Origin of the sequence: Erwinia sp. V71, from assembly GCF_965644245.1 — a bacterium.
Lineage (GTDB): Bacteria > Pseudomonadota > Gammaproteobacteria > Enterobacterales > Enterobacteriaceae > Erwinia.
The window spans coordinates 1-7,178 of record NZ_CBFFRK010000173.1; the positions used below are offsets into that span (position 1 = coordinate 1).

The 7,178-nt window shown below is 50.0% G+C and carries 6 protein-coding genes and 1 pseudogene; all 7 read left to right on the forward strand.

Going from position 1 to position 7,178, the window contains the following annotated elements:
- Positions 1 to 397 precede the first annotated feature (397 nt).
- A complete protein-coding gene (locus ACSZO1_RS21130; RefSeq protein ID WP_437616163.1) occupies positions 398 to 1,801 on the forward strand; it encodes an APC family permease in 1,404 nt (467 codons plus the stop codon).
- A gap of 46 nt (positions 1,802 to 1,847) precedes the next feature.
- Positions 1,848 to 2,480 (forward strand): TetR/AcrR family transcriptional regulator, encoded by a 633-nt coding sequence (locus tag ACSZO1_RS21135; RefSeq protein ID WP_437616165.1) that lies wholly within the window; start codon positions 1,848 to 1,850, stop codon positions 2,478 to 2,480.
- Between the two features lie 116 nt (positions 2,481 to 2,596).
- Positions 2,597 to 3,967 (forward strand): hypothetical protein, encoded by a 1,371-nt coding sequence (locus ACSZO1_RS21140; RefSeq protein ID WP_437616166.1) that lies wholly within the window; start codon positions 2,597 to 2,599, stop codon positions 3,965 to 3,967.
- 50 nt (positions 3,968 to 4,017) lie between these two features.
- Complete coding sequence (locus ACSZO1_RS21145; RefSeq protein WP_437616168.1) at positions 4,018 to 4,791, forward strand: SDR family NAD(P)-dependent oxidoreductase; 774 nt, start codon at positions 4,018 to 4,020, stop codon at positions 4,789 to 4,791.
- 202 nt (positions 4,792 to 4,993) lie between these two features.
- On the forward strand, positions 4,994 to 6,352 hold the full coding sequence (locus ACSZO1_RS21150; protein ID WP_437616170.1) for an aspartate aminotransferase family protein: 1,359 nt from the start codon (positions 4,994 to 4,996) through the stop codon (positions 6,350 to 6,352).
- A 191-nt stretch (positions 6,353 to 6,543) separates the two neighbouring features.
- Entirely contained in the window at positions 6,544 to 6,810 is a 267-nt protein-coding gene (locus tag ACSZO1_RS21155; protein WP_437616172.1) for a hypothetical protein, read from the forward strand.
- A 126-nt stretch (positions 6,811 to 6,936) separates the two neighbouring features.
- Positions 6,937 to 7,104 (forward strand): annotated as a pseudogene (locus ACSZO1_RS21160) (IS110 family transposase); the annotation flags it as partial.
- Between the last annotated feature and the right edge of the window lie 74 nt (positions 7,105 to 7,178).

Consider the following 7,178-nt stretch of genomic DNA (forward strand, 5'->3'; position numbering starts at 1 on the left):
ATTCAGGCAACCGTCTGTGGTGTTTGCAGAGCTAAGATTGGCGGCTTAGCGTTGCACTTCGGAGTTGAATCCGCCGTATGTAAAACCTGAAATCATGTTCACCGGGGAAAATAACTATGTTCATCACATGGGCTTCATGTCGCGGCAGATGTCGCGTTTAGGCTGCAAGCAGCCGATTAGGTCCTTCAGGCGTTAAACAAGTCGCGTCGAACTCGCAGGGGAATAAGTTATGGACGGGAAAATAGCGAAGCGTTCATCGTTTATTTATTATTAAGTATTATCACTGAACTAACGAGAACTGATATTCCTGCTGAAGTGGTCGGATTTTTTATTCTGCTTGAAGTTGGTTTTGTAATTTCAATAGTGCACTGAGTATCAACGGGAGCGGAACGGAATTATGCCAAAAGTAATTGATGATGCGCCTTCCGCCAGAGGAAATGGCGAGCATTTTATGGGGAAATTGACCACTGGTCATATTATTGTTTTAATCATAGCCAACGCCAGTCCATTAGGCGCCATTATTGGTATGGGACCGCTGGCCTTCATGATGGGTGGTGCAGGGTTACCGCTGGCTTTTTTATTGGCTGGTGTGGTGATCCTGTGTTTTGCTCTTTGTTACGCCCAGTTAATTAAACATATTCCGGGCGAAGGTGCCTTCTATAAATATATTCAAACTATTTTCGGCCATCGCGTGGGGGTTGCCAGCGCGTTCATGGCGGCATTTTCCTATCTCATGTTGACCATCTCACTCGCCAGCGCGACCGGGTATTTTACCAACCTGCTGTTTCAGTCTTATGGGGTTAATTTAGGCTGGGAGATTTGGGCGGTCATCGCGTTTGTGCTGGTAAACATTCTGGGGGCTTATTCCGCGGATATCGGCGCATCGGTCCTGTCGTGGATTGTGATTCTTGAATTCCTGCTGTTATTGGTGGTGGACATTGCCATTGGCAAGCAATCCGGAGCGGCCACGTTTCCGTTACAGGTCTTTTCTTCCGACGTAATTTCGCATCAGGGATTTAGTGTCTGCCTGATGGCCGCATTTATGTCTTTCATCGGCTTTGAGGCAGCATCGCTTTATTCCGGCGAGGCGAAAGACGCCGACTCTTCGGTACCCAAAGCACTGCTCAGTTCAGTGCTGGTGGTGGCGGTATTCTATTTCATCACCTCCTGGGCGCTGGTTGGGGCTGTCGGGATCGATAACGTACAGAACACCGCCCGGAGTATGCAGGGAGAAATGGTCATTAATATCATCAAGCAATATGTTGGTGGCAACTTTTCCCAGTTGACTAATATTCTCTTCTGCAACAGTTCGTTGGTATGCTATCTGGCACTGCATAACGCCTCGGCTCGCTATGTGCGTATTTTAGCGACCAACGGCTATCTGCCGGAAGGGCTGGGTAAAATCAACGTAAAAACCAATGCGCCGGTGAATGCCAGCCTGTTCGTCTCGCTGTTTGTGGCGGCTGCGCTGATTGTGCCGGCGGCACTGGGTATCGATCCGTATGTGGTGTTGAGCGGCGGCACGGCGGCGGTGTCCACTTTCGGCATCCTGCTTCTCCAGGCGCTGGTGGCTTTCGGGTGTGTCATCTTCTTTCGTAAACGTAAACATGCCAGGAACTTTTCGACGTTTCTGGCGCCTATACTGGCCGGTGCCGGATTATTGGTGGCGGCGAGCCTGATCGCCGAGAATTTCACGCTCCTCTCCGGTTTTGATAACAAGCTAATCAACCTGTCGCCAGGGATCGTCGGGGTCGTGTTTATAACAGGCTGCTGGATTGGTAAACGTCGTCGCACGGAATAAAACGGCAAGACAGCGGGTGGACGAATGTTTTCGGGGGAGAGCATCAGTGAGTAAGGATTATGCCGTACAGCAGCGTAGAGTGGTCGAGCGAAAAGTTCATGTAATTGAGTCCATTATTGCGCTATTACATGAAAAAGAGATTTCCTCAGTGAGTATGGTGGATGTTGCCGTTCGCGCGGAAATACCCCTGAGTTCACTGTATAACTTGTTTCCCAGTAAAAATCTGCTGCTGGAAGGGTTGGCGCAGTATTACCATGAACGGATCCAGGAAGAGCTCGCTATAGATCAAGACCGGTTTTTCTTTAGCTGGCAGCAATTAATAGAGTTTATCATTGAACGGGCTGCGGTTTATTATAATCAGCACCCCCCGATGATGCAGCTATTCCTGGGGGCGGGGTTCGTCAGCGGGGTAAGACGTGTAGATGATATGGGCAATAAATCCATTGCCGAAACGGTTTGCCGGTTACTCATCGAACGCTTTCCGATATCAAGTATCAGCGATATAAAAAAAAGGATAGAAATATCGTTTGCGGTTCTGGATGGGATCTGGCGCTTGTCTTATGTTGAGCATCAACGCGTCAACAGTGAATATTTGCTAGAGGGTTCCAGAGCCATGCTGGCATATCTAAGATGTTACATCCCTGAGTTTATGGATAATAATCAACAAGGCCAAAGGTAATGTACTGAGAGTGTTGTTCCGTCATTACGTTAATTGTAACTTTTTTGATTTTTCGCGCGTGCGCATTATTAAATAGCGCATGGAATTTTTATTGCTTAACCTTAATGGGGGATAGTATGCGTCATTATACCAAGAAAGTATGTCCAGGTTTATTATCTTTAGTCAGTGGTATTAGCTTTATGGCGCACGCTGAGGTTGACCTTTATCATTCTGATACCACCAAGCTGACCGGCAGTTTATTCGCGGCATATGCCATGTTTGACAGCCAGAAGACCTACTTTGGAGATAAACATGGCAGCACATCATGGCGTGAAGGTTTCGCAAAATATGGTTTGGCGGGGGAACAAAAGCTCGCCGCGGCCGGGACATTATATGGCTCGACCAGTTTAGTGAGTTCCGGCACCTGGGGAAGCGGCGATGCCGGTGGATACACCAATGGTTCGGAACGAACCACCCGGTTTGAGGACGCTTATGTCGGCTGGAAATCGGCAGACTTGTTCCCAGAACTGGGGGACGACGGAATCAATATGTCGTTTGGTCGCCAGGCGGTGATCATTGGCGATGGGTTTATCATGGGCGATGATGGTCTGAACACCGGTCGTTCCCCTCTGTTTGGTGATGGCGCCAACCGGGGCGGCGCCTACTATCTGGCGGCACGTCACGCTTATCACGACACTGCCGTACTGAAATTGTCCAGTGACGCGGGATGGAACGGTACGCTGGCGTGGTTAAAATCTGAAAACCCGATGACGGCCTCATCTGAAATGGCGGTAAGCGACTGGTCGTATCAGCAAAAAGGCTGGAGTCTGGGATTTATGTATGCGCATGGTCTCGATGTCAACAGGGAGCAGGCGATAACATATAATCCTGTAACTGCCACACGTAAGGGGATGAATATTTACAGCTTACGGGGTAAAAGCAGTCTCGGTGTCGATAACCTTAATCTGGCATTCGAATATGCGATTCAGGATAAAAAATATCGGGTGGATATGGAAAACAGCGAGGTCATCAAAGACGATAATAGCGATAACGCATGGTATACCTCCGCCAGTTATACTTTTGCCAATATCCCCTGGTCTCCGGAAATCACCTATCGGTACAGCCGTTACTCCAGAAACTGGGACGCCATGTTTAACGCTTCGTCGGGATATGGTACCTGGTATCAGGGGGAAGTGGCGGCAAATTATGCCGGGCCGTATAACAGCAATGACTCCGTCAATCACGCGGGGCTGAAACTCCATCCGTTGGATAATGTCACTGCCGGAATTTTATATTTTAAATTTAAGACGCTCTACAACCGCGACGTCACGAATCTGGATGCGCAGGAGCTGGATATTTTCACCGCCATTGATGTGACGTCGCATTTCTCGGTTATCCCTCTGATTGGGTTCTATAAGCCGGAAAAGAGCGCGGTGGAGGGGGGTAGCCAGGTTGGCGATAACCGGACTAACCGTTATGCGCAACTCAGTTTTTTCGTCAATTTCTAATGTACGGCAAGATCCAATGGGTTATTGACACAGGCAGATATGAGGTTTTCATGCAATTATTTTCGCTTAAAGACAAAGTGGCCGTTGTCACCGGGGGGGGAAGCGGGATAGGTAAAGCGACCGCCGAGCGGTTTATCAAGGCTGGCGCCAACGTCGTCATCGCCAACCGCAGCGACGCCACGGAACTGGCCGCGCAACTGGGGGCGGTGTTCGTCAAAACAGATGTTGCCGTTGAGCGAGAGGTTGAAGGTCTGGTGGCGGAAACCGTCCGGCGTTTTGGCCGTATAGATATTCTGGTGAATAATGCCGGCTATTTTGGCGCCACTACCGATATCACGGAAGCGGACGCTGAGGTTTTTAAACAGGCCTTTGCGGTTAACACGCTGGGAACGCTTTATGGTATCAAGCATGCCGCACCGGTGATGCCTTCTGGCGGTGCCATTATTTGCGTGACGTCGCTGGCCGCGCAGGTGGGGATCCCCGGTTACGCCGCCTATGCTGCCTCCAAATGGGCGACGTCGGGGATCGTACGTTGTGCCGCATTGGAGTTAGGCCCTAAAGGGATCCGCGTCAACGAGGTGTGTCCGGGAACTACGGACACACCGATGCTCCGGAATCAGGATTCCGCGCAAACTGAAATCGCGCTCAGCGCCGCTACGTCGGCGATTGATCGGCTGATCGCGCCGGAAGATATCGCCGCGCTGATTCACTTCCTGGCCAGCACCGACACTCCGACATTAAGCGGGCAGAAAATCGCGGTGGATGGCGGAGCAACGGCGGGCGTCAGCATTAATAACATTAACGCGATCTTAACGGGGATCTGACGTCTTGCGGGGGCCGCCGTCATCTCTGGATCGGAATGGTTGTATACCCGTCATACTTCAAGTTGCATGTGCGTTGGCTACGTTTGCTCACCCCAGTTACTTACTTCAGTCAGCACCTGGGGACTCACGCTCTTGCCGCCTTCCTGCAACTCGGATTATTCAGGGTACAAATAATTCATCTAACAAAGTGTAAAGAGGATATATGAGCAGGACTTTAGAAAGGAGTGAGAAATTAACACAGGAGTTCAATCGCTATTTTCCCGGCGGACATTCGAATTTCAGAGCGAAAATGTCCGCCGGCAGAACAAAAATTTTTGTTACCCGATGTGAGGGTTCTCATGTTTGGGACGTCGATGGTAATGAATATATAGTTTACAGTGGGGCGCTGGGGCCTACGCTTCTCGGCTTCAGAAATGAAAAGTATATTAAAGAACTCAAAAATTATCTGGATGTGGAAGCACCTACCTATGGTTCAAGTCTGTTATATCGGGAAGAAGATATTGAACTGGCGAAACTGCTCGTTAAACATATTCCCTGCGCGGACGAAGTGAAATTCTGCACCTCCGGCTCGGAGGCGGTTCAGCTCGCTTTCCGACTATCCCGGGCTTACACCGGGAAGAGCAGAATTCTGCGATTTGATGGCCACTATCATGGCTGGTTCGACAATGTTGCCGACATGTGTGCGCAGCCTGCGCCCGACAGTCTGAGTATGCCGTTCCCGGCCGATACGCCGGAAGAGCATCCCATGTTTACCCTCGGCAAGTCGCCCTGGGCGAAGGAAGAGTCCATCGTTGTGCCGTATAACGATTTCGCTGCGCTGGAAACGGTTTTCAAGCAGTATCATGGCGAAATCGCTATCGCCCATCTGGAGGCGATGTGCTCAGATAATTTCTGTGTTCATCCGGTGACGGGTTATCTTGAGCGCCTGCGGGAATTGTGCGATCAGTATAATGTGGTGCTGTGCTTTGATGAAATTGTGAATAGCTTCCGCCTGAATATGGGCGGTGCGCAGGCGTATCTTGGCGTTACGCCGGATATCTCCACTGTCGGTAAAGCCATCTCCGGCGGTCTTCCCTTTGCGGCCGTTGTCGGCAATAAAAAGGTAATGGATGTATTCAGAGAGAAATCTGTTATCGGTGCTGGCACTTATAACGGCTATGGGCTTGGCGTTAAAGCCTGTACCACAGCAATAAAAATGTATGAAGAAAACGATTTTGCATTATTAAAACACATTGCTGCCCTCCAGGATACATTGCTGGACGGCATGGTTGATATTTGCAGTCAACATCATGTCGAACTGCTTATTCCTGAAGCGCCCGGCATCTTTTATACCGTCTTCGGGGTGAAAGGCGGCAGAAAGAAAGTGACGGATGTTTCGTTCCTTGCTGAAGCCGATTTTAATTTCTATGACCGCGTTCGGTTTAATCTTATGAATCAAGGCGTCATTTTAGGCATGCTGGGGAAATGGTTTATTGACGGTACGCATACCATGGATGATGTGGAAAACACCCTTTCCGCATTTGAATCTGCTTTAACAAAAACGCTTTCGGACAGTCAGTGATGGACCGGTTTACCTCGTATGACGATTTTGAAAACGTCTGGCATCGTTTTTAAGGTGCGTGGCGGTGTTGAACGTCGCCTTCATTAGCCGCCACACCATTTTTATAATGCGTAAGCTTTTAAATTTCAACGACCTGTACCTGCCTGCTCTAAAAGGGGAGCGAAGGTACCGGCCCTATCCGCGAGGTGATTATGCGTTCTATCGTAGACACGGGAATTAACGACGGGGTGCCGGATACCGTTGCGGGCGGTGCCATTCAGTACAGCCGGTACACGCTTTCTGCGAGGAATCCCTGTGCCGGCGGCTGCGCCTGGATTGAGGGGCAATATCTGCCGGCAGCGCAGGCACGCATCTCCATTTTTGATGCTGGATTCGGGCACTCGGACGTGACCTGCACGGTGGCGTCTGTCTGGCACGGCAATATTTTCCGTCTGGAGGAGCATGTGGAACGTCTGTAAGACAGTATGACTTTCCGTGAGACAGGTGCTGGCCAACGTGGGATATTTAACGCGGGTTAACATCGTTGCCAGAGCCGCATGGGTGAGCTGTTGCTACACCCCTGTATTTCCACCACGGAGGCCAGCATGAACAACAATAACACGTTGTACGTCGGATTAGATGTTCACAAAGAATCGATAACTGTCGCTTATGCTATCAATTCGGAACCTGTTGAACTGATGGGGAAAATTGGTACATCACCCACTGACATTCAGCGTCTTTGCAAGCGTCTCAGGTCAAAGTCATCGCAGGTTAGGGAAGGTGCGATTTAATCGGTGGGGTTCAGTGGAGTCCTTAGCTGTATTAGCCTTACCTTAGCTGAGCTGTA

Excerpts from the sequence above, each read along its gene's own strand:
- ACSZO1_RS21140 (WP_437616166.1), top strand. The coding sequence starts at position 2,597 with ATGCGTCATTATACCAAGAAAGTATGTCCAGGTTTATTATCTTTAGTC.
- ACSZO1_RS21145 (WP_437616168.1), top strand. The coding sequence starts at position 4,018 with ATGCAATTATTTTCGCTTAAAGACAAAGTGGCCGTTGTCACCGGGGGG.
- ACSZO1_RS21150 (WP_437616170.1), top strand. The coding sequence starts at position 4,994 with ATGAGCAGGACTTTAGAAAGGAGTGAGAAATTAACACAGGAGTTCAAT.
- ACSZO1_RS21130 (WP_437616163.1), top strand. The coding sequence starts at position 398 with ATGCCAAAAGTAATTGATGATGCGCCTTCCGCCAGAGGAAATGGCGAG.
- ACSZO1_RS21155 (WP_437616172.1), top strand. The coding sequence starts at position 6,544 with ATGCGTTCTATCGTAGACACGGGAATTAACGACGGGGTGCCGGATACC.